The following is a 24,893-nucleotide window of genomic DNA, read 5'->3' as shown; positions in this document are numbered from 1 at the left end:
ACCACTCTATGGGGCACTACTACCTTGGCCGGGGTCATCTTGTACGGGCGACCGCCCTTGCGACCTCGAGCTCGCGCCGACTCCAGCCCGGCTTTAGTGCGCTCCGAGATGAGTTCGCGTTCGAACTCGGCTAGCGCGGCGAAGATGCCGAACACCAGTTTTCCGGATGCGGTGGTGGTGTCGATCGCCGCGCCCTGCCCGGTCAAGACCTTCAGGCCTACGCCTCGCTCGGTCAGATCGTGAACGATGTTGACCAGGTGCCGGAGGTCTCGGCCGAGTCTATCCAGCTTCCACACGATCAAGGTGTCGCCGGATCGGAGAGCTTTCAAGCAGGAGGCCAGCTCTGGCCGATCCTCCTTCTTGCCGGAGGCTTTGTCCTCATACAGGGCATCGGTCTCGACGCCAGCCGAAAGCAACGCATCCCGTTGTAGATCCGTGCTCTGAGAACCGTCGGCTTTCGAGACCCGCATGTACCCGACTAACACTGCCGCCACCTCCGTCACTTATTCGTTCGTTTACGTGACAGGATCTCAGCCTCTTGGCGACGGATCGAAAGGAGTCACTTAATCCGTCACTCATTCTACGTCATGTAAATGGTGGTGACGATGGTTATTGTGACTGGGGGAGTGGGAATGTCGTTATCGTCGCCGACCCGTCGCCCATCTTTGAGAACAGGGCTATTGAGCAGAAGGCGCCGAGGTGCACACGAGTATTGAACTACCAGCGTTCAGAACCTGACAGCACTACGCCAGGTGAGATCTAGGTTGATGTGCCGCCGACTTCTGAATCTGACAAGAGAGGCGGCTGACTCATGAACGGTCGTTTGCGGAACACCCTGCGATGTCGACCGCGGGCGAGAATCAACCGCCTGGGGGATGGATAGGTGGGAGGCTAGTGGGAGCGTCGAGTAGCGCCACGGGGAGGCTTGCATCCTCGCTTCACAGTCGTCGCGTCTGACCAAGAAAGGAAACCGGGTGGCCGACCTCCTTGACCTCGAGTACCCATTCACAGGTCGATGGCTCGTCCAGAACAGCCCGGCCAATCGCGTGCCCAGCCACGGCACAGCGTTGTTCGCGACGTCGTACGCGATCGACTTCGTGCCCGTCAACGACGCGGGACGCTCCGCGCCCATCACGCTCGGCTCGTTGCTGCGCTCCGAACGCCCGGAGCGATTCCCGGGCTTCGGGCGCAGCGTGCTGGCACCTGTGCAGGGAGTCGTGATCGCAGCACACGACGTCGAGCCGGACCATCCCGCGCATCGCGGATTCCCCTCGATCGGCTACGCCCTCACCCAGCAACGTCGAGCACAGGCAGGATGGGTAGCGCTTGCCGGCAACCACGTCTTCATCGAAAGCGGCGGAATCGTGGTAGCCCTCTGCCATCTCGTCCATGGCAGCGTGCGCGTACAGCCAGGACAGCACGTACAGGTCGGTGACGTGCTCGGGCAATGCGGGAACTCCGGGAACAGCACCGAACCGCACGTTCATGTCCAAGCGATCGACACCGCTGACATCGCTCGCGCCAATGCAGTCCGCCTCACCTTCAACGGCTTGCTCCCACGCAATGGCGACGTCATCGACGCCACCGCGTGACGGCATCCCGCGCACCTAGGATCCGACCCTCCTTCGATCCCGTCGCTGGATACGGGCAACTGCTGAGCTGGTCGCGAAGACCCGAGAGGATCGCTCGACACCGGTACGAGGCCGCCGCCGCGTTGACGTGGTAACCCGGCTGGAAGGTCGCTGTCTCGGCAACCACTCGCCGACGGGATCAACGCGGCCGACACAGCGGCGCCGGACACTTAGCAGCGAGACCTTCGTGACAGCTGCCACTGCGGCTCACACACAACCGGATATCGCTGAGTTGACTGCTGCTCAGCCCTAGTCTCGTGGTCACGTCCCCTCGAGCTTCGGACGCGACATTCACCGTCGCGAAGAACGCGTCATCTATCGGAGCAAGTCACAGGCCGGTGTCTAGGGCGGGGCCGAGTGTCTTGAAAAACTGTAGGTTTTTAAGGCACATTCACGGCGCCAGGCGGGCCGCCGCGGGAGCCCTCGTCCACCCCGCTGGGGCCGCGGGTTTCAGGCGCAGCATGACGTCGGCATCTGGTTTCGGAAGAGGCCGGCCACGATGCGCAGGCTTTCGCTCATGGTCAGGTACGGCGCCCAGGTGTCGGCCAGATCGTCGACGGTCATGCCGCTTTTGATGGCGTAGGTGGCCGCCAGCATGATCTCCCCGGCCCCGTCCGCCAGAGCGTGCACGCCCAGAACCTTGCCGCTCACGGCGTCGGCGACGAGCTTCACCGCCCCGCGGGTGTCGTGCTGGACGAGCGCCCGGGGGACATCGGACAGGTCCAGGACGCGGCAGTCGCACGCGTGCCCTCGGGTGAGGGCCTCGTCCTCGGTCAACCCCGCCGAGGCCAGCTGGGGCCGGGTGAACACGACCGCAGGAAAGCCGGCGTAGTCGACCCGAGCTGCCGGCGGGTACCTGTCCTCGGTCAGGGCGTTGAGCGCGGCGGCCCGACCGCCGGCGGCGGCGGCGTAGACGTACTGGGGAGCCCCCGAGACGTCACCGGCGGCCCAGACGCGCGGGTTGGAGGTGCGCTGGGTCTGGTCGACCACGACGAAGCCGCGCTCGTCCACGTCCACACCGGCAGCGGCCAGGTTCAGGCCGTCGGTGCGGGGCAGGCGTCCGGTGGCCACCAGGACCTGCGCGCCGCGCACCTGTTCGCCCGAGTCCGTGGTCACCACCACCTCTCCTGCGGGGCCTAGTTCGCGGGCCACAGTGGTCGCGCGCTCTTCGACCACGGTGATGCCGTCGTCGGTGAAGACTTCCCGAAGTCTCTGGGCCAGCTCCGGCTCGGCGTGCGGCGCCAGACGCCCGACCACAGAGACCCGGGTGCCGAGGTGAGCGAACAGCTGGGCCTGCTCCATCCCGACGTACCCGCCACCGATAACGACCAGGGACTCAGGCAGCTCGGTCAGCTGCATCGCGGTGGTGGACGTCAGCCGGTCCACAGAGTCGAGACCGACCACCTCCGGGATGGCGGGGGTGGCACCGGTGGCGACCAGATAGGCCCGGGCCCGCAGCGCCTGGCCGTCGACGGCCAGGGTGTCCCCGTCCAGGAAGCTGGCCTGGCCTGGGCGGACCTGGAAGCCGTAGGCAGCGGCCACATCGGCGTACTTCGCATCACGCAGGCGCTCGATGAGTGCGTCCTTCTGGGCCACCAGATCGCCGAGGTTCACCGGTGCGGCTGACGTTGGGGCACCTTTGAAGGGATTGGTGAGCGCGGCGTGCCGGGCCCCGGCGGCCGCCAGGAGCGTCTTGGACGGCACGCAGCCGATGTTCACGCACGTCCCGCCCAGAACACCGCGCTCAACCAGCACGACGCTCTTACCGGCCTGGCTGGCCGCGATGGCGGCGGACATCGCCGCGCCTCCTGAGCCGATCACGGCCAGATCGACGTCGTAGTCCACACCCATTTGCCCACCTTCCTTCGCGTGACCCCTCTTCAGCGTCCATAGTGGACGTTCCAGCGCAGGGGAAGGTCAAGGCGAACATGGACGAGAGCCGAGAAAGGGGCCACTGTGCGCATCGGTGAGTTGGCCGTGGCCAGCGGCACCACAACCAAGACGCTGCGCTTCTACGAAGAAGCCGGCCTACTACCTGCGCCTGAGCGCACCGCCAACGGATACCGCGACTACACCCCTGCGGCCCTGGCGCGCCTGGACTTCGTTCGCCGCGGCCGCACCGCTGGGCTCACCCTGGCCCAGATTCGCGAGATCCTCGACATCCGCGACGCCGGAGTCGCACCCTGCCAGCACGTGCACGCCCTGCTCGAAGCCCACCTGGGCGACCTGGACCGCCAAATCGCCGACCTGCAAGCACTGCGACACACCGTCGCGCACCTTCACCACAGTGCCACCACCAGCGACCCCACCAAATGCGACACCACGACCGTCTGCCGCTATCTGTGACCAGACCGGTGCTCGCGTGTATCGCCATGAGCAGATGCCGCCACAGAGCGTCGACAGAACCCCGCCATATAACGGCGAAAGCCACAGTGTGTTTTGCTATTTATGAAACGTCGTCCCGTTGGGTCTAGGGTGTATTGATACATCTGCTCGGCGAAAGGGTCTTCTGGTGGCTGATCGGATCGGGACATTGCTTGACCGTTCGGGTGACGGTGGCGAGGAGGTGCTCATCGTTGTTTGGGACGCCCTTCGGAAAGCGCGGTTCTGATGATCGGGTAGCGGTCGGACGGGCATCGGATAGCGGCATCTGCCCGTCCGACCGCTGGGCCGCTATGGCGTTGCCGTGGCGAGGTGTCGTCTCATGTTCGGGCCGTCGAGGGCGATGATCTCGGCGCCGGCGACGATCCGGTTGAGGATCGATTCGGCGATGACCGCGTCTTGGAGCGACTTGTACCAATCGGGCGGATCGAACTGCGAGGTCACCAGAGTCGAGCCCCGGCCTTCCCGAGCGGCAAGGATGTTGAGCAGCTCCGCCGCTGTGTGCGGAGCCACCGGCGTGGTCAGGAAGTCATCGAGAACCAGCAGGTCGCAGTTGTGCAGGTCGGTGAGGAAGTCCAGCCTGCGCTGCGAGGTCGGCTCCAGAACGGCGAGCCGGTTGGCCAGGTCGTCGAGTCGGAAGAACCTCGCGGTGTAGTACTTTCGGCACGCGGCATTGAGCAGTGCCTGGGCGAGGTAGGTCTTGCCCACGCTGGACTGGCCGAGCACGACGAGATTACGAGTGGCGTCGATCCATTGACAGCTGGAAAGTCGTGCGATTAGCTCGCGGTTGACGTTGCGGTCAGGCAGGTAGCGGATCTCTTCTACGCAGGCGTCAGGGTTTGGCGATCTGGAGGCCTTGAGTAGTTTCTGGGTCCGGCGTTCCTGCCTGGCCGTGATCTCTTTGTCCAGGGCGTGGAAGATCTTCTCCGAGAAGGTCCACTCGTCGCAGGCGGGATCGTTGGCCAAGTCGATGACGGTCTGGCCGAACGCGGTCATCCGCAACTGGGTGAACAGTGGCATGTCGGCGTCGGTGAGATGACGATCAGTCACTGCAGCTCCTCCTGCCCCGCGGTGCCGCTGCTCGGGCTCGGGCCTCCTGTGAGGGCGGCGAGGCTGAACTGCTCGGGCCCGGCCAGATGCGCCCCGGTGGTATCTCGCCGACCCGGTGGCGGCTCCAGCCGGTCCGTCGTAGCCGCCACCGCCGGCTGCGTGGTGGTGGGCCGGGCGGCGGCCTGGGTCCTCAGGGCCGCCAGCTGCTGCTTGACGGCGGTGTAGCTGATCGCCCGGCGGGAGGTCTCGGAGACGAGTTGGCCACAGGCCCGCTCGAGCAGCATCTTGTTGTCCCCGCGGGCCAGGGCGAGGATGTTCTGGCACGAGCGATAGCCCTGAGCCTCGATCCGCTGGCGATCGAGGACCTCGCTGATCGCGGCGACGGTGTGCGGTCCGATCTTGTGGGCCTGGCGCACGAAGTACGCCCGCGACCATAGGTCCGAGGTCTGCAGATGCTGCGCGGGAACATGGTCAGGGTCGGTCACGAAGGAATGTCGCCTACCGGAGACGGCGTGGGAGGCGATGACCTCCCCGCCAGCCATGACCGTGAGTGTGGGGCCGGTGATCTTCACATCGACGTGCTGGCCAGCGAAGGTGTAGGGCACCGAGTACTTCACCGTGGCGATCTCCACGTGGTAATCCCTGTTGACCTTGGACTTCTTCCAGATGACTGGCTGCCAGCGGGCCTCGGGAAGGTCGAACAGTTCCGACTGCTCGTGCTCGGTGAACAGCTCCCGGCGGCTGGTCTTCTGGCCGCGGAACGGGGTCCGGTCGTTGATCGCCTCCACCTCGGCGGCGATCGCGTCGTTCGCATCGTCCAGGCTCGCGAAGCGCCGATCGGCCAGGCGTCCAATCACCCAGTTCGTCACCACTTTCACTCCGGCCTCGACGTTCCCCTTGTCTGTCGGGCGCACCGGCCGAGTGGGCACGGCAGCGGTCTGGTGATACTCGAGGAAGTCCCGGTACTCACGGTTGACCTCGCGGGCCCGGTCACCGCGGGCGATCTGGTTCGACGCCGTCGAGGCGTTGTCCGGGACGATCACCTGCGCCGCGCCGCCGAAGTACTCGAACGCCCGCAAGTGCGCGTCGAGCCAGTTCGGCATCTTCTCGTCCAGACAGCCGCAGGCGAAGACCATCCCCGAGTACGGAAGCGACGCCACGAACACCGACACTGTGGTCTTGGTGCCGGTGACGGGATCGAAGATGGCCATCTTCGTGCCCGCCCAGTCGACTTGCATCGTGTGCCCGGGCACGTGCGTGATCCGCATCGTCAGCTCGTTGACCTCGACGTACTCGCCGATGATCTGGCAGAACCGCTGGTAGCTGTAGTGCCGCTGCCCCGGCGTGCCGTCAGTGTCGAGGTAGTTGGCCCACAGCACCCGCAGCGGCAGCTTCTTCTTGCCCGTGCGCTTCTTCACGGCAGCCGCCACGTCGAAGGCGACGAACTCCTTCGACGGCGTCTTGCGCCCATCGGCGAACAAGACGTCGATCTCCTCGACGCTGAGCGCCTCGACCTGGCTCGTGGCGGTCAACCCGTGCTCGTGGCAGACCTTCTTCGCCTTCGCGACCGTGCGATGCGAGCAACCCGCGATCGCCTCGATGTCCCGGTAGGACCTGTCCTGCAGCAGTAGCGACATCACCAATCGGTAATCAGTCACCCGTGCCTCCTGTTCGGATCCACGCGCAGCCTGGTTGCCACGCGTAGAACCGACACGAGCACACGAGGACCGGCACCGCTATCCGATGCTCATACTCGCGCTACCCGATCATCAGAACCCTGCTATCCGAAGCACGTCCCTAACACTCATCGTCAGCCGCGGGAAGATGCGGACTCGGTTCCGTCGCCGAGACGAGTTGGACTGGAGCCTTCGGGTGGAGTCAACGGACTCGGAGAACATCGTCGAGGAGAAGCCGAAGCCGGATCCGACGTCGGTTCGCCGGGCCTCGCGTCCACGCGGTCAGCGGGTGGCGTATGTGCGGGTGTCGGCTGCGGATCAGAATGAGGCGCGTCAGCTCGAGGCGGTGGGGGAGTGCGACCGGGCCTACGTCGAGAAACAGTCCGCTCGCTCGCGTGCCGATCGCGTGAAGCTCGAAGAGTGCATTAGGTATCTCCGGGACGGTGACGAGCTGGTGGTCGCGTCAATGGACAGACTCGCTCGTTCCCTGGTCGATCTCAAGCAGATCGTTGGTGAGGTCACTGCCAAGGGCGCGAGTGTGGAGTTTGTCCATGAACGGGCTACCTACGCCGCCGGCGCCCAAGATCCTCGAGCCGATCTGATGCTTTCGCTGCTCGGGGCGTTCGCCGAGTTCGAGCGGGCCATCATTCGTGAACGTCAGGCCGAGGGCATTGCCATCGCTAAGGCGAAGGGCAAGTACAAGGGTCGTAAGCGAGTCCTGACCGCCGAGCAGGTCGACAAAGCCCGGGCCCGCATCGAGGCAGGGGAGGGGCCATCAGTGATCGCCCGCAATCTCGGAGTTGGCCGATCCACGCTCTACCGCGCACTACAGCGCGTTGAAGCGGGCGGGCGTGGACGCACCAGCCACTGACCCCCGCCCTGAAGATGGTGGGTATCGCTAGCCACAGCAGCTCGACCGCCGAGATTCGGCACTCGGGAGGGACCGCGGTTCTTGCTGACCTTGCGCAGTTTCTCCAGGCACGAGTCAGTGCAGCCGGAAGCCGGACGGGCCACCTATCCGACGCTGTCCCGGTGTGGCGGTGCTGTGGAACTGGCCGTGGTCTTGTGGTCGCGCGGAGCAGTGCCCGGGGCAAGGATCGCTAGCAAGACTGCGGCTGCGGCGGTGAGGATTGCCAACGTAAGTGTGGCCTGACTGCTGCCGTTGACAAATGCCTCTTTGGCGTAGTCGACCAATGGTTGCGCCATTGGTCCGGCTTGTGCGGCGATCTCTAGGGCGGCGGCCAGGGAGTCGGAGACCGGACCGCGGGCAGGTTCGGGTAACTGAGGCAGGGCGGGTTGGATGTGGCGGGTGTATCCGGCGGCCAGCACACTGCCGGCCACTGCGATCCCCATCGCAGCGCCGATCTCGCGGGCCGCATCGTTGACTGCGGCGGCGACCCCGTGTTTGCTCTCCGGAGTTTCGGCGATGATCGCGTAGGTCGCTGGGGCTGTGCATAGTCCGAGCCCTGCGCTCATGATCAACAGCGGCCATAGCAGGTCGAGGTAACGTGCGTCGACGGTCATCCGGCTGACCAGCATCAGGCCAACTGCGATGGTCACCAGACCGGCGACGGTCATCACTCGTAGTCCAAATCGCTGTGACAGTCGGGGGGCGATCACCGAGATCACGATCAGGGGGACCGTCATCGGCACCAATCCCAACGCCGAGGCCAGCGGTCCGTATCCCAGGATCAGTTGCAGGTACTGCACCAGGAGTAGGAATACCCCGAAAGTGACCAAGAATTGGATGGCCACCGACAACGAGCCGGCGCTGAAGCCGCGCTTGGCGAACAACCGAACATCCAACAAGGGGGCCGAGGATCGCAGCTCAATCAGGATAAAAAAGGCTGTCGCCAACATGCCGGCCCCGGCGCTGGCGAGAACGATCGGGTCGGCCCAACCCCGCGCTGGAAACTCGATCGTGGCGAATACGATTCCCGCAACCGCGACTGCAGCTGCCGCCGCGCCCACCCAGTCCACGGGAGGGTGATCATGCTGGCTGGACTCAGCGATCGTGCATGCCAGCGCGGCCAGTAGGGCTCCCGCTGCGGTCAGTCCAACAAATACCGACACCCACGACCAGCGCTCAAGCAACACCCCGGCGCCGAGGATGCCTAACACTGCTCCGGAGCCGGCGACTCCAGCCCACACACCTACTGCTCGGCCGCGATGAACGGCGGCAAAACCAGCAGTCAGAATCGAGAGCGTCGAGGGCATTACCAGCGCAGCGCCCGCCCCGGCAATCGCTCGCGCAGCGATCAACCACGCCGGGTCAGACAGCAGTAGGGGAAGTGCGGACGCCAAGGTGAATATCACCAGACCTATTACGAGAACCGCCCGTCTGCCGTAGCGGTCACCGATCGCTCCAGCGGGCAGGACCAGGCACGCCAGTACCAGCGTGTAGCCATCGACGATCCAGGTCAGCTGGGCTTGCGTCGCTCCAGTCTCTACCGCAATCTGCGGTAATGCCGAATACAGCGCGGCCATGGCCGCGACCACCAACGCCACGGCCAGGCACGACACCGTGAGCATCCACCATTCAGCTCGGGTCCACCGGGATGACTCGGTGATGGTCTGTTGCGGTGAGTTCATCGCCGGCCCCTTGCTGTGAGATGGTCGGTCTTGGTCTGAGACAAGTAGTATCACAGTATCCGGCTGGCTGGACAGGTTAGCTTGGACGAGAAGTGACCGTCGGCCGAAGGGGGAGAGCGTGAACGACTGGAGTGCTGACCGGCCCGCTACGGACGACGATCAGCTCGATCCGCGACTGCTGCGCTCACGAAAACGATTGCTCGACGCTGCTACGCATCTTCTGAGCACTGGCGGTGTAGAGGCGGTTACCGTCGAGGCGGTCACTCGAATGTCAAAGGTTGCGCGGGCCACGCTCTATCGGCATTTCGGCGGCACCGCCCAGTTGCTTGCAGCGTCCTTCGAGCGGCTGTTGCCTCGCGTCGAGGTCTCTACCGCCAGTGGGTCGGTACGCGACCAACTCATCGCGCTTCTCACGGCCCAAGCTGACCTGATTGACCAGGCGCCGCTGAACATTACAACTCTGGCTTGGCTGTCAATCGGATCAGTCGGCGGCAGCGATCCTGCCGATTCGGCCGCGATCACCTCACTGCGCAGTCGAGTCATCGAGGAATACCGGCAGCCCTTTGACCGCATCCTCACACAGCCTGACGTTCGAGCACAGCTCGGCAACGTCGACACCACCTTCGCGATCGTTCAACTCCTGGGTCCCGTCGTGTTCGCTCGCCTTACTGGGCTCTGCACCGTCGACCACGACGGATGCGTGCAACTCGTTGATGATTTTCTTGCTGCCCGCAAGCAGGGAGGCGAACCCATCCCGGCCGAATCCAGCCACGGCCTGAACCGCCCTGGCGCCGGCGGATCTCGCTAAATCGGGGCTTCTTCTTGTCGGATGGGTGTGACCGCTCGATCGCCGAGGTCGCTGGGGAGGTGGCGAGGCAACCCTAGAGCCCGGTCGTTTCGGTGCGTGCTGCGGCGAGCCATCCGCTGCAGTCTGAGTGCGGCCGGAACTTCTACCGTCCAGTTTTGACTTCCCGATTAGTCAGGCTGCTGCAAGCGATCGCGAAGCTGACTCCAGAGCTTCAGCCAGTTGAAGCTCGAGCGTGGGCAGGAGGCTAACCGCCGAAGCCACACGTTCCAGCCGAGTACGCACATCGACCTCGTGCTCGATCCCGGCTCGGCCGGCCTCCGTCCATGTCTGTGCACAGTGTCTGGCGACTACGGCGAGATCTTCGGTCGCGAGGTCACCGGTCAAACGTGCCACGTCCGCGCAGCCGTCAGCGAGCAGCTTTCGGAACAGGCCACCTCCGGTGCCGGCCTTCTCGATGAAAGCGCTCAAGCTGAATAAGAGGATCTCGAGTTCGTCAGCCGGTAGATGGGACCAAGTCCGGACATCAGCGGCGAGCTGGGCGACCGCTGCTAAGCCTTCGGAACCGCTCACCGCGGTCGTGAGATCGACGACTCCGGGCGGAGTTGGGTGGCGCATGTTCGCTGCCGATTGACGGAAAGCCGCTGCGGCAACCTGCGCAAGGTCTGGTAACTCATGCGGCCAGGCGATGCGGTACGTGGTGTGACGTGTCGGTTGTGGGAATGACATCGACGACCGTGCTCGAGCGAGAGCGTCGAACGAAACCTTTTGGACCTCGGCACGGTCGTTGTCAACAACGAAGGCGATCCTCTCCGCCTCGTCGTAACCAATTACCACGATATCGTGGCGACTCATTTGGAGCCGAACCCGCAGGTAGGGCAACTCTGCAATGTCGCCCCATATCAGGGCTGGCCTTCCGGCATCGATCTCCTGGCTGATCCACGACCATCCTTCTCGGGGATCGTCGGTCGTGAGCACTTGGACCTGTGCGCCCAGTCGATGGGGGAGATCTACTTCGAAATCGGAGTCTCTCCCTACCAGATAAAGCGGTGGGAAGAGGTCGCTCGAGTGCAAGTAGGACAGGCCAAGTGACCCCCCGAGGGTGAAGACGAGACCTTCCTCGGGCGGTTCTTCCCAGCCGAGGCCTTGCCAGTGCAGGAGGTCTCGCATCGCGGCTGAGCCGCAGTGCCCCCCGACCCGGTGTGGATAGTTCTCGATGAGCGTCTGGCGAGTCATCAGAGTTCCTTTCTGAACGGCGGGCGGGTACGAACCGGGCTCTTGCTGCGCCAGTGGGATGTCAGCGCCGTTCGTCGAGGCTCCGCCGCTGACCGTGCGAGTCTCGCTCGGGACTGGCTTACCCATTGCGCAAGGAATCGGGAGAACCCGTATGGGCGAAATCGGTCCGGACGAAAGGACGCTGCTGTGTGATGACCTGTTTGCTGAGCATGAAATCACGGGGACGATTGATGCAGTCTGCAGCAAGGAGTTCGCCATCACGGAGGTAGAAGCAGCTGAAGTCGCGGTCCCGGGTGGGGTCACCGCTGAGGACGACTTCGTCGTAACCGGTGTTGAGACCGGCGATCTGCAGCTTGAGATCGTATTGATCTGACCAGAACCAGGGCAGCGACACTGCGCTCTTGGACTTCCCGCAAAGGGTAGCCGCGGCGAGTTTCGCCTGATCGGTTGCTCCGGGTACGCACTCCAGCCGGACTCGGCGACCGTATCGAGAGATGTACTTGCTGGCACAGTCTCCGGCGGCAACGATGGCTGGGTCACTGGTTCGGGCGTGCTCGTCGATCACCACACCATCGTTCAGGGTCAAGCCCGCCGCCTCGGCGAGTTCTGTTCTCGGTTCAACACCGATACCCACGATGACCAGATCAGTCGGAATCGACTCGCCAGTAGATAGTGTGACCTCGCGGACGCAATCGTCTCCGACTAATGCTGCGACTTTGGCGCCCGTTCGGATATCGATGCCCTCCTCTCGGTGGATCCGCTCGAAGAACGTTGATACGTCGGGAGCAGTGACCCGCTCGAGGACGCGAGTGGTCGCCTCGAGCACGGTGACTTCCAGGCCCAGTGCCCGTAGTGAGGCGGCCGTCTCAAGTCCGATGTAGCCGCCCCCGACGATCACCACCCGCCGCCCGGGGGCGGCGGACGTGCGGATCAACTCGACGTCTGCGGCGGTACGAAGGTAATGGACCCCGGCGAGCTCGGCCCCAGGAACGCGGAGCTGACGAGGGCGGGCTCCCGTGCACAGCGCGAGCTTGTCGTATGTCAGTGTGTCGCCGGTGCTCATAACGATGTGCCCAGCCGAGCGGTCGATCGCCTCCACGTGCGCGTTGAGAAGCTGGATTCGCTGCTTGGAGTAGAAGTCCGAACTGCGGATGGTGATCTCGTCGAGGGTGGTTTTCCCGGCGAGATACGCCTTCGACAGTGGCGGGCGCTGGTAGGGCACCGTGGGCTCCTCGCCGATGAGGACGATCTCACCGCTCCACCCGTCCTGCCGTAGGCTCGCCGCGAGTTGGGCTCCGGCATGGCTGGCACCGATGATGAGGGCTCGCTGCGATGTCATGTTCCGGATTTCGGGGTGAGGCGCACCATCATCTTGCTGATACCCCGCACGAAGTTGGACTGCACGTACTCGGGTTCGCCGACGACCTCGATGTTCTCGAAGCGGGGGAGCAGCTCTTCCCAGAGGATCCGCAGCTGCATTTCGGCCAGTCGGTTGCCCATGCACCGGTGTACGCCGAACCCGAAGGAGATGTGGTTGCGGACGTTGGCCCGGTCGATGATGAAGTCATCGGGCCGCTCGAACACACGCTCGTCGCGGTTGCCTGAGGCGTACCACATCACGACCTTGTCACCCTTACGGATGAACTGACCGTTCAAGATAGTGTCAGTCTTGGCGATTCGGCGCATGTAGGCCAGCGGCGTTTGCCACCGGATTATCTCGGAGACCATGTTGGGGATCAGGTCAGGGTTGGACTTGAGCTTTTCGAACTGGTCTGGGAACCGGTTCAGCGCCAGAACGCCACCACTCATCGAGTTCCGGGTCGTGTCGTTCCCTCCGACGATCAACAGCACAAAGTTGCCCATGAATTCCATCGGGCGGTCGATCAGATCCTTGGTGTTCTCGTTGCTCTGCAGCATGGTGACCAGGTCGAAACCGGGTTCCTCCCCCTCTGCTAACCGAGCCTTCTTGTCGTACCACAGAGAACTCAGACCGCTCGCCATCTCGCGCATTCCGTCGAACGTCTCGTCGAGGTCCGCAGGACCACCGTTCGCTTCCTCGAACGAAGTTGCAATATCTGACCAGTACACGAGTTTGTGACGTTCCTCGTATGGGAAGTCCAAGAGCGTCGCGAGCATTCGAGCTGTCAGTTCGATCGAGACAGCCTGGACCCAATCGAACGGCTGATTCACCGGCAAGTCGTCTAGTACCTCGCGAACCCGAGACCGAATGAGCGTCTCCATCTCGCGCAGGTTCTTCGGCGCCACCACCCCCTGCACAGCTGCTCGCTGCACGTCGTGGCGCGGTGGGTCCATCGCGATGAACATCTCAATATCGAGAAAACGAGGCGGGGCCCCGATCACTATCATCGGCTCGGCGGAGAAGACCTCATGGTTCTTATCGACCGCGATGATGTCTTCATGTCGGGTCACTGACCAGAACGGCCCGAACGCACTGTTGGGCTGAAAGTGGACCGGAGCCTCGTTTCGCAGGCGCTCATAGTAGGACTGCCAGCGGCCTTGGCGATAGAGAAAGGGATTACTGAGGTCGATGTCGGCGAGCTCGACATCCTCGACGGGAGGAATGGGACTCTCTACGAAGAGCTTCTTCCCATTCGTCCTTGTCACCCAGCGCCGAGTCCTGTCGTACAGATGGGCGCCCCGGATCTGAAGATCCATCGGGATGGCCGACCGGATTCTGTCCCCGACTTCTACATGATTGCTTGACACGACTCTTGATCCCTTCGTCGTTACATCTGGAACTCTGGCACCTGGACGACCAGGCCGTCCCAATCCGCGGACGCGGTCATCTGGCACGACAGTCGAGAGGTCGGCAGCCTTTCCGGGTTCATTGCGAGCATTTCCTCTTCACTTGCTCCCGAGAGGCCGACCTGTTCGGACCACTGCGGATCAACGATGACATGACACGTGCCGCACGCGGCTTCGCCTCCGCAGTCAGCGTCAATCCCGGGCACCGCGTTGTTGACGGCGATCCGCATGAGTGACTGCCCCTCCTCTAAGGGCACCACGTGCTTCTCTCCCTCATGTGAGACGAAGGTTACGACTGTCATCGCTGGCTCCTGCATGGTTGTTCGGGTAATAGCTGCTCACAGCATTGCTAACAACGACGACTGCGGCTAGGTTGATTGAGGGCAGAAGCTTGTTAATTTGGCTCAGAAGGCGGGGGCGATGAATCTTGATCGCGAGGGCGTGCCACCGCTCGTGTTCGCGCAGTTACTTGAGAGCCCAGTTCTGGAGCAAGACGCCGTTGCACGGTTTCGCGAGATCATGGATCGTGAGCGAAGCGACGTCGAGTCACTTCTTGCCATCAACGCCCAAGTTCCCCTGCGGTGGATCAGGGAAGCCTTGCCCGACCTCGACGTCGACCAAGCAACGACCCTCGGTTTGGCGTTCGCCCAGCATGCTCATCTGACGTCCTTCGGACCATTAAGCGTCCCACTAGTAAGCGCAGGTTCCGCAGGCGAGATATTGGAATTGCTTGCCTACCTGCCGCTAATAACCCCAGCCCTGAGTGCGCAGTTCTACGCAGGTGGACACGGAGTGTCTGTCGCGCTCAATGGGCAGACGGGCGATCGAGTCCTAGACTCCCTAGTGGTCACCTACTGTGGTGCGGTCCTGCTGAGGCTGCTGAATATACTCGTTGGCGATGCACCAGACATCACACTCTCACTGGGTTGGCCCGCTCCGGAAGGTCTGCCCGTGGATCAGGATCGGTTAGCTGGTCGCCTGGTATTTGACGCTTCACTGTCCATTCTGCATTTTCCCGTTGACGCGGTCAATCACGTCTGCCGGTTCTCTGACCCCGTGGCGTATCGACTCGCTATCAGTGACTTGCAGCGAAGGCTCGACGAGCGGAGTAAAATCGCCTCGTATTCGGACAAGGTGAGACGTCTGATAGAGAAGCGTCCCGCAGATTGTGGAAGTCAGTGGATTGCAGACGAACTCTCCATCTCTACGAGCACACTTAAGCGGCGCCTCTCTGAGGAAGGGATGACCTATCGCGGACTGCGCCAGTCGGTCATTCGTGAGTACGCGATTCTTCGTTTACTGGACGGATCTGTGTCCGCGAGCGAGATCGCCACGGACCTCGGTTACAGCGACCTCGCCAGCTTTTCACACGCTTTCAAGCACTGGACCGGCCACCCGCCGACGGGGTTCCGTCGTAGGTAGCGCTGCCACTTGGTTGACTCGTACAGGGCAACTGGCAATGCACGGTGCCTTCCGCTTCGCCCTTTCTTTGGGCGTGGCGTTCAATAGCTTCAGGCTCCGCCGACACCCTCGACGTATTCGGGCCTGGTGCTCGCGGCGGTGAGTTTGGCCTAAGCCCTCGAGTTTCTCTGTGACTGCAAAAAGTGTTCAACCTCGACCACGATGAACAGGGCAGTGGCAGTAATAACAGTGCGGCCCTCTGCATCCTCCATCGTGGACTTGAGGTCCAATTTCCGGCCATCGCGAGACCGAACTGCAGCGCGCAGGATGTACGGGGTGTCGAGTAGTGCTGGCGCAAGATACTCGAGCTCGAGACGGCGCGTCACGGCGAGCTCGCCGACCGAATACAGCAAGAAGCCGAAGAGGTCGTCAATCACGGTCGCTACCGCGCCGCCGTGTGCAATGCCCGGTGCCCCGACGTGGCGCTGGTCGAACTGGTGGTGTGCGACGACGCCGTCTCCGTCACGCCGTACCGAGAGGAAGTGACCATTCGGGTTCTCTGGTCCACAGCCAAGGCAGTTGGGGTGGTGGGGAGGAAGCTCGGAGGAACCGGATTCCATGCGCGTAAACGAGCGCACCCAGGTGTCGATATCGGTACCTATCGGCCCGCCGGCCTTGTCGCGAAATGTGTCCATGTCCAGACCTTCCTGTCGATGAAGTTGTACTGGGTGTGACACCTCTGCTCATGGCGACGGAGATATCGCCGACACCCGCACGTCCGACCCGTGACCCAACCTTTGACCGGGACGTCCAAGGGGCCCTGAGGCCCGATGCGGGTGGCCTGAGCAACTGGCTGCCGACGGCACGATAGTCAGGTCGACAAGGCCGACTGAGCCGGGACACCATGTACTGTACGAACATACAGTATGCGGTACCGACGTATAGTCTAGTTTGGGGTCCGTAGGCTCGACCGCAACTGAAGGGGAACCGCGTGAATCGTTCCGCACCAGGCGCCGCGGGCCAGGATCTCACTGCCAAGGCGCGCATCCGCAACGCCGCACTGGATCTCTACGCCGCCAACGGCGAGGACGGCACTTCGTTGCGAACCGTGGCAACCGCGGCCGGAGTGACGGTGGGTCTCGTGGTCCATCACTACGGCACGAAGGACGGCCTTCGCGAGGCGGTCGAGCGACTGGTCGTAGAGCATTTCGCTACCGCACTTGCCTCGGCGCCCGTGGACATCCCAGGCGCCGACATCGCCCGGATCCGCAACGACGCGGTTGCCGACATGCTGGTCAGGCGTCCCGAGGTGGTGAACTACCTGCGCCGCTCATTGCTAGATCCCGGCGGTCAGCGAGGTGAGTTACTCGAACGGCTCACCGAGCTGACACACCGGGAAGTGATAGCTATGCGGCAGTCTGGTGCGGCGTCTAGGGTCCGCGCCGATGCTGTTCAGGTGGTCGACGTCATCGTCACTCAGCTGGGCCGTTTGTTCCTCCAGCCGCTCGTGGACTCGATGTGGTCCCATCTTGGGACGTTCACTCACACCGAAGGCGACGACAAGCCGGAACTGAGTGTTCGCGTCACCGAGACATTGGCACCGCAAGGAACGCCGCAATGACCTTGGTCATGGTAAGTCGCTGGCTTCGAGGCCGGACGATGCCGCGAGCAGCCGCAGTCGAGAATAGTTGCCGCGTGACGGCCACAGTGGACTCCACTCTTAGGGGCAAGAAAACGAGATCCTGTGGCACGCCGTTGCCTATCTGTCGCAGGCGAACCCGCCAGACGGCGATATGCCCGTGTGGGGCAAGAAGGTCGGCTTTCGGAATGTCTCCGACCACGCCCACACAGGGGGCAACGGAATCGCGCACAGCCTCAGACCGAGCAGCTCCACCAGTCGCGCCCACCGCGCCTGCTGATGAAGTGCCGAGTTCTGAGGTGCCGAGTTGCCAGTGCGAGACCGGACGAACGTGCGAGCAGTTCGGGGAGCGGTCGAGTTCGCGAGATTCACAACTCGGCATCGTCTACTTGTCATAACGTAAGTTATCGGCGTTAACATAACTGCTGGTTGGAGGTATTTTGATGCCGATGGCGACAAGAGTGATCATCGACGTGCTTCGGGGCGACCTGTTCGGCTTGAGCCTCAGTTGGCGGCGGAGTAGGCGTCCATGACGTCGGCGGGGATGCGTCCGCGGTCGGAGACGTCGTAGCCGTTGGCCTTGGCCCATTCACGAATGGGCTTGAGGTCGGCGGATGGGGTCTTGGTGGCCTTGCGCGCGGTTTTGGCGTTCTTTCCTGTTACGCGGTGGCCGGCCTCGATATAAGGGGCAACGGCCTCTCGGAATGCCTGGGCGTTGTCGTCGCTGAGGTCGATCGAGTATTCCTTGCCCTCGACAGCGAACGAGATGGTGTTCGCGTGGTCTCCGAGATCGGCCCCGTCGATGTCGTCGAGGTACCTGACGTGAAACTTCTGAGCCATCGCTGGTCCTTCGGGTTTCGGTGTTGTGTTCTGGGCAGAGTTGCAGGATGCGCCCGAGTGCAAAAGTGAATCGCGGGCACACATGCTTTTCGCTGCCGACCGACTCCCGGATTGGAAGGACCGAGAAGTTCGAGCTGGTATGGGCGCTTTATCCGTAGTGGTAGCGGCAGGTGGCGATACGGACTTCGGTTTCGGTGACTTTGTAGACCAGGCGATGCTCGTCGGTGATGCGTCTGGACCAGTATCCGGCGAAGTCGTATTTGAGGGGTTCGGGTTTGCCGATGCCTTCGTTGCCGTTGCGGGTGATGTCTTGCAGGAGCAGGTTGATGCGTTTGAGGATCTTGCGGTCCTGTTGTTGCCACCAGAGGTAGTCCTGCCAGGCGTTGTCGTCCCAGACGAGTAGCACGTCAGTCGGTGTCGAGTAGGTCGCGCGCTTGGCCGCGGCCGGACTCGAGGCGCTCCATCGCATCGAGCAGGCGGCGGGCGTTGGCCGGTGATCGCATGAGGTGGGCGGTCTCGCGCAAGGACTCGTAGTCGTCGAGGGAGACCATGACCACCGGTTCGTGGCCGGCGCGGGTGATGATGACCTCTTCGCGGTCGTTGGTGACCCCGTCGAGGACCTCGGCGTAGCGGGCCCGGGACTCGGTGTAGCTCATTGTCTTCATCTCAACCCCTTCTGTACGTGAAAGTGTACAGGACGCGGAGTTGGTGCTCCATGTGACTTCCCGCGTCCGGTGCTCTGTAGGCCGAAGCCCGAAAAACCGGATGGCGCAGCGGTGGCTTCGGGGGCTCCTGCGGTCGCGCCGCTGGCCGACAATGCCGCCTTGGCGGGGCGGGTTGGATATCTACAACCTCACCGCCGGATAGCGCCACGCTCGCCGCGCGCCGCCTGCGGGCCTTATCTGGCTCGTCGCCGGTGGTACCCGCGGCGACGGACACACATCCCACGGTCACCGCGCCACACCTCGCACGGACTACCCATCGAACGCGGGCTTCGGTAACGTGGGTAACTAGAAACATTACCTGTTACTCGTTACCGTGTACCCGGGCCGGAGGGACTGTCATGTCGACGTCGGAGAAGATCGCCAGGGCGTATGGGGTGCTCCTCGCGCGGGGCGAGAAGGTCACCGTGCGGTCCGTGCAGCGCGAAGCGGGGGTGCGGATCGGCGAGGTGGCCGCGTGGATGCGCGAGCATGCCGGCGGGGCGGCCGGAGATGTGCCCGAGGCGCCGGATTTGTCGGAGGCGATGTCGGCGATGGTGGCCTCGGTGTGGGCTGCGGCGTGGAAGCGGGCCGCGGAGCAGGCGGACGAGCAGGTCGCGGTGGCGCTCGATGCTGCTCGCGCGGGTGAGGCCCACGCCTTGGAGACGGCCGAGCAGGCTGCCGTCGAGCGAGACGAGGCGGTCGCGTCTCGCGACCGAGCCCTCGGCGAGCTCGAGGCAGTGCGCGTCGAGCTCGATCATCTGCGCGACCAGCTCGCCACCGCGCTCAAAGACGCCAGCGACGCGCGCGCCAAGGCCGAGGAGTCCGACCGGGCCCGAGTCCGGGCGGAGGCCACCTCGGACACACTGCGGGAAGTCCTGGACTCGCTGCGCGATAACGCTCGCAAGCCAGGCCAGTCGGATCAACCGGGCCAGTCATAGCCAGCCCGCCAGAGCACGAAACGCACTGACTGTCGGAGGGGAAAGCCACACTGACAGCCGATCCGGCCGTGAGGTCTGTGGAGCGCCGCGGCCCGTGTGGCGCCGCGGAGGGAAGGCGTTAGCGACAGGAGTGTGGAATGTGGGATCTGGAGACCGCGCTGCAGGCGTCAGCTGTTGTCGTCGTTGCTGCATTGTTGGCGCCGCCGCTGGCCCGGAGGATCGGCGGGATCTGTGCGGTGATCGGGTTCTTCGGAGTGATGCAGTCGAGCACCTGGGCGCCGACCGTCGCGGCGCTCGGGGTGCTGGCGTGGTTCGTGGGGCACTGGACCTTCGCGGTGCGCAACGACGTGCACTACCGGTCGAGGCTGGCCCTGGTGGTGATCGACAAGACCCCGCTTCGCTGGACGATTCCGAAGTACTGGCAGCTGCGCCGGAGGCGACGTCTCGCCACCGCCCGCTGACACTTCTCGTGTCGGGATGATGCAGGAAAGGCCCCGCCGTCGGCGAGGCCATCTCTTGGGGTGACTGTACTGCAGCCTTCAGAACAGTGGGGGTGTGTCGAGCGGTGCGGCGTTGCCGGATGCCCGTGCGTAGGCGACCGGGTCCCAGCCGTCTGCCACGGCGTTGCGGACGGCCAGTGAGCGGGCCTGGCGATCGTGGCGCTCGGTGAGGTTGCGGATGATCCCGGTGCGGCCACAGGCCACCGCGTAGAGCAGGTTCGCCGACTGAGTGGAGGCGATGAGATGTCCTGGATCGACGCGCACGCACAGCGGTTCGTTGCAGCGGTGCTCGCCAATCGCACCCGCGTCGAGCTCGCCGGCGATGACAAGTGCGAAACGGTGGGCGTACTCGGTGCGGCTGACCCCACCTGATCGCCAGCTGATCCTGCCGTAGCCATCGGAGATTGCTCCAGTCCAGATCCAACATCCGCCGGCGGGTGCTTTGACGACGCGAGACCAGAACGCGGTGATTGCGGCTCTGGTGGGAGGCAGTGTCGGATCGTACGGACGCGATCGTCTCACCGATGTGTGGGACCCCGTCCCGAGGTCCATTCCGGGCAAGGGAATGTCGACGACCCCCGGGTCGTGGTGGGGGTCAGTGATCGTGGGCACCGTTGTTGTCCGACTGGGAGTCCTCACCGCAAGCGTCTGCGTCGATGGAGGAGTCGGGCGTTGTTTCAGCGGCTTCGCCGTCGGCACGGTCCTTCGCGGCGCGGATCGCGGCGCCGACCTCGCGGGCGGACAGTCCGGTCATCTCGGCCAGATCGGACTGGGCAACGCCGAGGTCCTTGAGCACGATGAGCGCCTCCCCCAGGGCGGCTTCGGCGTCGGCGCGGGCATCGATCGCAGAGAACACCGCCACAAGCTTGGACTCGCGCTTGCGCGCCCGCTCGAGCTCGGTGGCAATCGCTTGGCGGGCACGGGCCCGCGCGGTCTGGGAACGCGAATCAGTCTTCGTAGCAGCCATGGCCCAAACCCTAGAGCACCCCTACGACACCCGCGAGCACCAACCACTCCCCCATCCGACCACCGCGTTGCTCATTTCGGCCGCCGTAGATACGCCACCGCCGTGGCCAGACTGAGCACTCGCTACCGCTCGATTAAACAGCCTCACACAGTAGGCACTACTAGTGACGTCCGGAAAACGGCTGCTCAGCGCGCCGCCGACGCGTCGTGCGTAGACGCCGCCCCGCGGCGGCTCTACGCTGGGGCTCATGATGAGCCTCCGAGCGGTGCACGCCGGTACTGGATACCAGTACCTGCTGCGCTCGGTCGCCACCCATGACGCTGACCCCGAAGGAAAGTCGCTGTCGGACTACTACGCGGCCAAGGGCACACCGCCCGGGCGGTGGATCGGCAGCGGATTGGCCGGCCTGCTCTCTGAGACAGCAACCGCCGGCGCAGTCGTGGGAGAGGTCCAAATGGCCGCCCTGTACGGCGAAGGGCTACACCCGGACACCGATCAGATGATGGCTGAAGGGAAGAGTCTGGGCGCCTGCAAGCTGGGCCGGGCCTACCCCCTGTACTCCGGAGATGTCCCCGTGCTCGCCGCGATCTCCGCCGCCGAAAAGTCGTTCCTCACTGCCGAGGGGCGCCGCCCCACTCCCGACGAGAGAAACCAACTGGCCGAGAGCGTGGCCCGCCCGTTCTATCGCGACGAGTTCGGCTATGAACACGCCTCCGGCAAGGACGTCATCGCCTGGGTAAACCGCGAGCGAGACAAGGTCCGCCAGGCCGTCGCCGGCTTCGATTTCACCTTCTCACCGGTCAAAAGTGTCAGCGTTCTGTGGGCGCTGTCCGACGAACGCACGGCCTCGAAAGTGGCTGCGCTACACCATGAGGCCGTGGCCGAGGCCCTGCGATGGGCCGAGGACAATGCGATCTACACCCGCGTGGGTGCCGGCGGCATCGAGCAGGTGAAAACCAGAGGCATCGTCGCCGCTGAGTTCACGCACTTCGACACCCGTGGCGGAGACCCGGACCTGCACTCGCACGTGTTGATCGCCAACAAGGTGCAAGGCCCCGACGGTCGGTGGCGCACGCTGGATTCGCGCACGATCCACCAGATGCACCAGGCGATCTCGGCTCGCTACGACGCTGTCCTTCACGACCTACTCTCCCGCCGGATGGGTCTGGACTTCGAGGCGCACTACCCGCACCCGGACAAAGCGCCGATCTGGGAAATCAAGGGCATCGACCGCCGTCTCATTGACGTGTTCTCCACGCGTCGAGCGCTAGCGCGCCCGGTCTACGAGCAGCTCGTTGCCGAGTACGTAGACAAGAACGGACGCCAGCCCACCCAGCGAGCGGCGTACGCCCTGTGGCAGAAGGCGATCCTCGATACCCGCGACGCCAAAAAGCCCGCCCAGTCTCTCGATGAGCACCGTGCCAAGTGGCGCCAGGTGGCTGAGCAGGCCATCGGCGCCGACGCCGTCTCGTCCGTTGTCCGCGACGTCACCGAGCAGGCCACCGTCGATGCGCAGCGCAAGGTTTTTGACACCGACAGCCACGCCCGACAGGTCGCTGAGCAGGCCGTGAGGTCGGTGTCGTCACGCCGCGCTCAGTTCCGCCGGTCGCACGTCGACACCGCGGTATCCACAGCTCTAAAGGGCTACCGGTTCGCCTCCTCAGGCGCCCTCGACCAGGCCCACGCCAAGGTCATGGACATCGCGCTTCGCGAGCTCATGGTGGAGCTGACGCCGCCTGAGCCACTGATCCTGCCCGAGCCCCTGACCGGTCACACTGGCGCAGGAATCGACCGGCACGCCAACGCGGAGAAGTACACCACCCAAGCCGTGCTCGACGCCGAGACCCGCGTCCTCGATGCAGCCCGCACCCCGGTGACAGTGATCGCATCCCGCGCCACGCTCGAGAAGGCACTTGCCGCCCACGCCAGGACCACAGGCTGGCCGCTCAACACCGGCCAGAAGGAACTGGCCCACCACCTCGTCGGCGCTGGAACCCTGCTCGCCGCCGGCGTCGGACCGGCCGGCACCGGCAAGACCACCGCCATGAAAGTGGTCGTGCAGGCGTGGGAGAACACGGGCCGCCACGTCATCGGTCTAGCGCCCTCCGCGGCAGCGGCCAGCGTGCTGGCTGAGGACATCGGCACCGACTGCCACACCATCGACTCGGTGACCTTCACCTGGCTCGGCCGCAACCCATGCGCCCCGGGCCGTAGCCTCGAGGCGCTGCCGGTGACCATCCGCCCCGGCGACATGCTGCTAGTCGACGAAGCGGGCATGGCCAGCACCGAAAACCTCGCCGCGCTGACCGAAATCGCCGCCGAATCCGGCGCCGTCCTGCGCCTGATCGGAGACCCCAAACAGCTCGCCGCCGTCGAGACCGGCGGCCTGTTCGCCGACCTGACCCGCACCCCGGGAACAGTCGAACTGAGCGAAGTCATGCGCATGGGAGCAGACACCGAACAGGCCGAGGCAACGCTCGCCCTCCGCGAAGGCAACACCGACGCCCTGGGCCTCTACGCGCACCGCGGCTGGATCCGTGGCGGACACCGCGAGCAGATGCTCACCGACGCCGTTCAAGCCTTCCTCGACGACACCAAGGCCGGCCGCAAGAGCCTGGTCATCGCCTCGAACAACAGCGACGTCGACTCGCTCAACGAGGTCATCCGCGCCGACCGGATCGCCCACGGACACGTCGACGACACTCGCACCACGCGCCTTTCCCGAGGCGACACCGTCGGCGTCGGCGACACGATCATCGCCCGTGAGAACGCCAAGCTCTACACCTCCGACAGCAAGTACCTCGGCCGGGTGATCAACGGCCAACTATTCACCCTCACCGGCATCGCCGACGACGGCTCACTAAGCGTGCGTGACTGGGGCACCGGCAACGAGATGGTCGTGCCGGCCAGCTACGCGAGCAAGAGCATGCACCTGGGCTACGCGACGACTATCCACCGTGCCCAGGGCGCCACCGTCGATGTCACCCACGCAGTCGTCGACACCTCGGTGGACCGTGCCGGCCTGTACGTCGCGATGACCCGCGGCAAGAAGGAGAACCGCGCCTACGCCGTGTGCGAACCCACGGTCGACCTGTCTGCCGAGGACGCCCACATGCACTCAGCCGGCGACCACGACGCCCCCACCGCCGCCGAGGTACTGGCCGCCATTCTCAGGCGCGACACCCACCAAGCCTCCGCGACCGCAACACTGCGCGAGGAGATGACAGGCGCCACCGACCCGGCGCGCATTGAAGCGCTGTACCGCCACGGCGTCGACCTCGCTGCCCAAGCCTTCACCAGCTCCACGCTGCCCACGTACATCGACGCCCTGCCGCGCCTCTACGGCCGACACCTCGAGCCCGGAGGCGACCAATACGACGCCCTCGCCCGAGCCTGGACCGACGCCGCCACCACCGGCCACGACCCCCGCGAGCTGTGGGCCGAGGCCACCGCGAACCTGGAGACCGCCGACAATCCAGGGGCCGTCATCGCGCACCGGATACGTCACGCGACAAACCAGGAGCGGGACCGGGATGCCCTGCCCACCCCTCCCCCAATCGCGCCGGCCACCGACACCGAACTGGCAGCGTGGCTAGCGACCACATACGGCTCGCTCACCACCGCGCCGGCGCCCGCAGCGTCTGACGACTTCGCTGAGTCCTATCTGGCCCACCGTGCCGCAGAACAAGAACGCGGCCCGGAGACCCACACCACGACGAGCTGGCCATGGGGGCCGTCTACCGACTCCTCCCCCGACCTGTGGTGA

At 64.4% G+C, this 24,893-nt stretch carries 24 protein-coding genes; 9 read left to right on the top strand and 15 right to left on the bottom strand.

Annotated elements, in window-relative coordinates; translation table 11 throughout:
* Positions 1 to 485 (bottom strand): recombinase family protein (locus tag G6026_RS04735; RefSeq protein WP_182612378.1); only part of this gene is annotated, 485 nt, incomplete at its 3' end.
* 489 nt (positions 486 to 974) lie between these two features.
* On the opposite strand from G6026_RS04735, the gene G6026_RS04730 reads away from it, so the two are divergent.
* Positions 975 to 1,592 carry a M23 family metallopeptidase gene (locus tag G6026_RS04730; protein ID WP_061712677.1) on the top strand — a complete coding sequence of 206 codons (618 nt, stop codon included), beginning with the start codon at positions 975 to 977 and terminating at the stop codon, positions 1,590 to 1,592.
* A 489-nt stretch (positions 1,593 to 2,081) separates the two neighbouring features.
* Here G6026_RS04730 and merA read toward each other — a convergent pair whose 3' ends face one another.
* Positions 2,082 to 3,482 (bottom strand): mercury(II) reductase, encoded by a 1,401-nt coding sequence (gene merA / locus G6026_RS04725; protein ID WP_156607459.1) that lies wholly within the window; start codon positions 3,480 to 3,482, stop codon positions 2,082 to 2,084.
* Positions 3,483 to 3,587: 105 nt separating this feature from the next.
* Between merA and G6026_RS04720 the strand changes: the two genes are divergently transcribed.
* Entirely contained in the window at positions 3,588 to 3,977 is a 390-nt protein-coding gene (locus G6026_RS04720; protein WP_007928756.1) for a heavy metal-responsive transcriptional regulator, read from the top strand.
* A gap of 327 nt (positions 3,978 to 4,304) precedes the next feature.
* Here the strand turns inward: G6026_RS04720 and G6026_RS04715 are convergent, their stop codons facing one another.
* On the bottom strand, positions 4,305 to 5,063 hold the full coding sequence (locus G6026_RS04715; RefSeq protein ID WP_007633699.1) for an ATP-binding protein: 759 nt from the start codon (positions 5,061 to 5,063) through the stop codon (positions 4,305 to 4,307).
* Positions 5,060 to 6,721 carry an IS21 family transposase gene (istA, locus tag G6026_RS04710; protein WP_231750410.1) on the bottom strand — a complete coding sequence of 554 codons (1,662 nt, stop codon included), beginning with the start codon at positions 6,719 to 6,721 and terminating at the stop codon, positions 5,060 to 5,062. Before istA ends, G6026_RS04715 begins: the two co-directional genes overlap by 4 nt.
* Positions 6,722 to 6,806: 85 nt before the next feature.
* On the opposite strand from istA, the gene G6026_RS04705 reads away from it, so the two are divergent.
* Entirely contained in the window at positions 6,807 to 7,610 is an 804-nt protein-coding gene (locus G6026_RS04705) for a recombinase family protein (protein WP_182612377.1), read from the top strand.
* 143 nt (positions 7,611 to 7,753) lie between these two features.
* On the opposite strand, the gene G6026_RS04700 is transcribed toward G6026_RS04705, so the two are convergent.
* Entirely contained in the window at positions 7,754 to 9,331 is a 1,578-nt protein-coding gene (locus G6026_RS04700) for an MFS transporter (protein WP_156607492.1), read from the bottom strand.
* A gap of 118 nt (positions 9,332 to 9,449) precedes the next feature.
* Here G6026_RS04700 and G6026_RS04695 point away from each other — a divergent pair, with 118 nt between their 5' ends.
* A complete protein-coding gene (locus tag G6026_RS04695; RefSeq protein ID WP_107749262.1) occupies positions 9,450 to 10,139 on the top strand; it encodes a TetR/AcrR family transcriptional regulator in 690 nt (229 codons plus the stop codon).
* 171 nt (positions 10,140 to 10,310) lie between these two features.
* Here the strand turns inward: G6026_RS04695 and G6026_RS04690 are convergent, their stop codons facing one another.
* The 4 genes from G6026_RS04690 to G6026_RS04675 all read right to left on the bottom strand — a co-directional run bounded on the left by G6026_RS04690 (position 10,311) and on the right by G6026_RS04675 (position 14,440).
* Entirely contained in the window at positions 10,311 to 11,372 is a 1,062-nt protein-coding gene (locus G6026_RS04690) for a BtrH N-terminal domain-containing protein (RefSeq protein ID WP_107749263.1), read from the bottom strand.
* 118 nt (positions 11,373 to 11,490) lie between these two features.
* Positions 11,491 to 12,711, bottom strand: a complete 1,221-nt coding sequence (locus G6026_RS04685) for an FAD-dependent oxidoreductase (RefSeq protein ID WP_107749264.1) — start codon at positions 12,709 to 12,711, stop codon at positions 11,491 to 11,493.
* Entirely contained in the window at positions 12,708 to 14,048 is a 1,341-nt protein-coding gene (locus G6026_RS04680) for a cytochrome P450 (protein ID WP_067718083.1), read from the bottom strand. The genes G6026_RS04685 and G6026_RS04680 overlap by 4 nt, the downstream gene beginning before the upstream one ends.
* A gap of 71 nt (positions 14,049 to 14,119) precedes the next feature.
* A complete protein-coding gene (locus G6026_RS04675; protein WP_067718080.1) occupies positions 14,120 to 14,440 on the bottom strand; it encodes a 2Fe-2S iron-sulfur cluster-binding protein in 321 nt (106 codons plus the stop codon).
* A 118-nt stretch (positions 14,441 to 14,558) separates the two neighbouring features.
* Between G6026_RS04675 and G6026_RS04670 the strand changes: the two genes are divergently transcribed.
* Positions 14,559 to 15,560 carry an AraC family transcriptional regulator gene (locus tag G6026_RS04670; protein ID WP_082924073.1) on the top strand — a complete coding sequence of 334 codons (1,002 nt, stop codon included), beginning with the start codon at positions 14,559 to 14,561 and terminating at the stop codon, positions 15,558 to 15,560.
* A 149-nt stretch (positions 15,561 to 15,709) separates the two neighbouring features.
* Here G6026_RS04670 and G6026_RS04665 read toward each other — a convergent pair whose 3' ends face one another.
* The gene (locus tag G6026_RS04665) at positions 15,710 to 16,234 is read right to left on the bottom strand and encodes a PaaI family thioesterase (protein WP_156607490.1); all 525 of its coding nucleotides are present in this window, start codon (positions 16,232 to 16,234) and stop codon (positions 15,710 to 15,712) included.
* Positions 16,235 to 16,530: 296 nt separating this feature from the next.
* Here G6026_RS04665 and G6026_RS04660 point away from each other — a divergent pair, with 296 nt between their 5' ends.
* Positions 16,531 to 17,160, top strand: coding sequence for a TetR/AcrR family transcriptional regulator (locus G6026_RS04660; protein WP_156607488.1), 630 nt, complete (start codon positions 16,531 to 16,533; stop codon positions 17,158 to 17,160).
* A gap of 522 nt (positions 17,161 to 17,682) precedes the next feature.
* Here the strand turns inward: G6026_RS04660 and G6026_RS04655 are convergent.
* The 3 genes from G6026_RS04655 to G6026_RS04645 form a co-directional block, all read right to left on the bottom strand.
* Complete coding sequence (locus G6026_RS04655) at positions 17,683 to 18,018, bottom strand: Lsr2 family protein (protein ID WP_156607486.1); 336 nt, start codon at positions 18,016 to 18,018, stop codon at positions 17,683 to 17,685.
* A gap of 148 nt (positions 18,019 to 18,166) precedes the next feature.
* Entirely contained in the window at positions 18,167 to 18,424 is a 258-nt protein-coding gene (locus tag G6026_RS04650; RefSeq protein ID WP_017836491.1) for a Txe/YoeB family addiction module toxin, read from the bottom strand.
* A gap of 1 nt (position 18,425) precedes the next feature.
* Positions 18,426 to 18,683 (bottom strand): type II toxin-antitoxin system prevent-host-death family antitoxin, encoded by a 258-nt coding sequence (locus G6026_RS04645; protein WP_063935029.1) that lies wholly within the window; start codon positions 18,681 to 18,683, stop codon positions 18,426 to 18,428.
* 398 nt (positions 18,684 to 19,081) lie between these two features.
* Between G6026_RS04645 and G6026_RS04640 the strand changes: the two genes are divergently transcribed.
* Positions 19,082 to 19,660, top strand: coding sequence for a DNA-binding protein (locus tag G6026_RS04640; RefSeq protein WP_063935028.1), 579 nt, complete (start codon positions 19,082 to 19,084; stop codon positions 19,658 to 19,660).
* A gap of 137 nt (positions 19,661 to 19,797) precedes the next feature.
* The gene (locus G6026_RS04635) at positions 19,798 to 20,121 is read left to right on the top strand and encodes a hypothetical protein (RefSeq protein WP_063935027.1); all 324 of its coding nucleotides are present in this window, start codon (positions 19,798 to 19,800) and stop codon (positions 20,119 to 20,121) included.
* Positions 20,122 to 20,199: 78 nt separating this feature from the next.
* Here G6026_RS04635 and G6026_RS17100 read toward each other — a convergent pair whose 3' ends face one another.
* Complete coding sequence (locus G6026_RS17100; protein ID WP_241725818.1) at positions 20,200 to 20,424, bottom strand: hypothetical protein; 225 nt, start codon at positions 20,422 to 20,424, stop codon at positions 20,200 to 20,202.
* 331 nt (positions 20,425 to 20,755) lie between these two features.
* Entirely contained in the window at positions 20,756 to 21,127 is a 372-nt protein-coding gene (locus G6026_RS04625; RefSeq protein WP_231750624.1) for a hypothetical protein, read from the bottom strand.
* Positions 21,128 to 21,374: 247 nt separating this feature from the next.
* Between G6026_RS04625 and mobF the strand changes: the two genes are divergently transcribed.
* Positions 21,375 to 24,893, top strand: coding sequence for a MobF family relaxase (gene mobF / locus G6026_RS04620; RefSeq protein ID WP_231750623.1), 3,519 nt, complete (start codon positions 21,375 to 21,377; stop codon positions 24,891 to 24,893).

The organism is Dietzia sp. DQ11-38-2, from assembly GCF_014145055.1.
Lineage (GTDB): Bacteria > Actinomycetota > Actinomycetes > Mycobacteriales > Mycobacteriaceae > Dietzia.
The sequence above is the reverse complement of the archived record's forward strand: the minus strand, read 5'-3'. Positions and strand labels throughout refer to the sequence as shown.